Source organism: Vibrio sp. OPT46 (assembly GCF_015163535.1).
In the GTDB taxonomy this organism is placed as follows: domain Bacteria; phylum Pseudomonadota; class Gammaproteobacteria; order Enterobacterales; family Vibrionaceae; genus Vibrio; species Vibrio alginolyticus.
This window is the reverse complement of the sequence record NZ_JADDYG010000257.1, coordinates 1-2,868: the sequence shown is the minus strand read 5'-3', so window position 1 is coordinate 2,868 and position 2,868 is coordinate 1. Positions and strand designations below refer to the sequence as shown.

At 40.3% G+C, this 2,868-nt stretch carries 1 protein-coding gene and 1 pseudogene; both read right to left on the bottom strand.

Annotated elements, in window-relative coordinates; genetic code table 11:
* Positions 1–1,673: pseudogene (locus tag IQR33_RS12190) on the bottom strand (DNA repair protein); the annotation flags it as partial.
* Positions 1,674–2,244: 571 nt separating this feature from the next.
* On the bottom strand, positions 2,245–2,802 hold the full coding sequence (locus IQR33_RS12185; RefSeq protein WP_193843717.1) for a hypothetical protein: 558 nt from the start codon (positions 2,800–2,802) through the stop codon (positions 2,245–2,247).
* Positions 2,803–2,868 lie beyond the last annotated feature (66 nt).

The window sequence follows — 2,868 nt, the reverse complement described above, 5'->3', positions numbered from 1 at the left end:
ATATCTTGGTTGATTCCCTGCTTTTTGAACTCTTCAATGATAGCGGTATTTTCCCCAGACAAAGTGCTTAGGTTTTTATTAGCTAGATCTATGTTAGTCTGAAGAGCTTGTGCCGTTGGTGTATAGTCCAAGATAGGTACAGGGCTTGTGAGCTGCGGGCTAGTGTTAATCTGACCTATTGATATGTTTAGGGGATCGACAGCTTGCGTTATGCTTTTTAACGCCTGATTGCACTGCGCTATGAACTGATTTATTAGGTTTATGTTTTGAATGTTGAGCTGGTATCGTTCTATTAGTCCTTTGTTTTGAGGACTTGTAAGAGTTTTTATCAGGTCTGTATTGTAATTGATAACGCCCTCTTGGTGCTGCTCAGTATTTACAGCATTGCCATGGGAGTCTGTCGTGTTTCTATAGTCGATGAATGCTCTGTATTTGGCTAGGCAATCTTGTATAGATAAAGTTTGTGATTGATCAAACATGGCATCACGAAGACCTAGCATAAGTTTTATTTCATCGCTCAACTCATCTGGCTTTTGGCTAACATGCTGTATGTCTCCTTGGCTAACATGGAGGTATGAGTAAACATTTTCTGGTCGATCGAACTGTATGGTGGAGCCATCACCTTGGTTCAACGTGATCGACAAGCCATCTGCTTCTACATTTCTCAAACCAGCCGAGGCAGGGTTGTTTGGGAACTTAGATCGAATAGAGTCTAGTAGAATACTTTTTCCTGTACCCCGACCACCGATGATTGCTGCCATATTTGGGTTGAGTGGCAGAGTTGCCTCTTTAAACTGTAAAGGTTGATCTGGGAAGAGTCTGCCATTAAGCGATATGGATTGGAAGTGAGGTTTGATAAAACTCCTATCTACGAAGTCATCTACGATTTGAATGCGTTCTTCTGGCTCTATCAATACTTGTCTCAGCCCTTCAAAAGTTGGCTTTGCTTTTACCCAAGAGTATTGAGCCCCAATAACCTGCATTGAATGAGCATCAGAGCATGAAAATACTGGTTTTGGTGGAAGGTTTGCGTTTCTGTCAGATAAGAAGAACTTTCGATCCATTTCAGTAGATCCAAAAATCAAGTCTCCAAACTTATCTATTTCCTTGGCTATAGCTACTGAGCGTCCATCCTTTCTATCAGGTCTGAATCCACCATAACCATTTGGACAAGCAACCATTAGATAGTCGATACCACGGCGCAAGTTTTGCGATAGGTGCACTTGTAGCACCTCATAATCAATAAAGACTTCCTCTACCTTTACCCCGTTTCGTTTTAGGCTTTCTTGCTCACAGTAAATCGCATTTCCGGAGTCTGTCGTATTTTTTAGTCGGAGTTTAGACATAACATCGTTTATTTCAGCCGTAGATAGGTGCTCGGCAAAAATACAGTGAATGTTTATAAACTCATTGTCCTTGTTTGGCTGCGAGATTCGAAATTCTAAGTTTCCAAGGACTTTTATGTTGTAACTATTGCGGTTAATCGCTTCTCTAACCTGCTCAAGCTCATTATCAGCAAAGAAAAAGTAATTGGTTATGCCGACGAAAGATAATCCTTTTTCGAACAACTGAGCGGCGTAATCATCGAGAGTTGCGCCACCGAATTGATTGTTTTGATGTGTTAGTGGGCTATGTATGTGTAAGTCCCATTTGTTCCATGTTGAGCCTATCATTGAGATTCACTTTTAAGTGTTTAGTAACATTGAAACTAATTGTATTTGTGTCTCAATTTGCTAACAGTGATCTTAATGTCAGTTTCATTAATCCAACTGCATCAAAAATCACTCGTTAAGGGATGTTTATTTCGATAAAGAGGGGCTGACAGGCGTGGCAAAAGTACGGTAGCTCCTAGATTCAGTATGAAAGCCTAACATTTTATGATGTTCGCGTGACATGAAAAGCTCATTCGGTTATTGGGCGACTTAGAAGACTTTCGGATAACCTTTTCTATTGCTAGAAGCGTTATTGAAAAGGACAGTTGAGCAAAAGCAATAAGAAGAAAAGGGGCATTTTCGATTTAGGAATGGCAGCGTATCGATTGCGATCGCGGCTATTTTAGTATGAGACTTTATTACTCTCTCACAGTAGAGTTAAATAGCGCTAATCTGGTAAATAAAACGTCGGAACTGATTGCCAGGACTTTAAGTGACTATAAGACAGGTATCGAACTACCTGCCAGTTGTATTTGATACTTATTATCCCTGCTGGCAAGCGTGGTGACGAGCTGGTAGCTATTGCAATAGCTCAGAACAAGTGGTAGCCACTGGACGATAAACCTAACTTTGAGAGACTCTCTTCTCCTGTCAACACTGGGTGATAATGAAAGTGCGGCTTTAGACTTTCAGCAAACTGACTGACAACTTTTGGAAAGCCACTGTCTCCAGCTTGACTCTCGTACGTTGAAATAAACGTAAAATCTAGTATCTCCATAGAAGGCAAAGTCAACCATGCGTGAATATTGGCCATATTAGTAGGTGAACAGTCTAAAATTGATGACTTGATATCATCCTCAGCTAACTCAAAATATTTATTTCCATCAAATGTAATAGATCCAATGGTGAATATTGGTTGAGCTCCGTAAAAATGTTCTACCGCTTTCATTAGTTGAGAATGAATGTTTAGACACTGTCCTACGAGATCGGTGCCTTTTAGTGGGTTATATAGATAATTTAGAAAATCCAAGCAACTTTGAAGGTTTTCATCACTACAAAATTTCGCATCTAAAGCCTTAAAGCGTGTATCAGACAATTTAAGGTACCTTGAACGCTCAATCGCCAATTCGAACTCTTCCAAATATTTCAACTTCTACTCCTAAGCATAAACGCCCTGTTTAGGTTTCTGATGCCGCCGCATACCACCTTAATCACC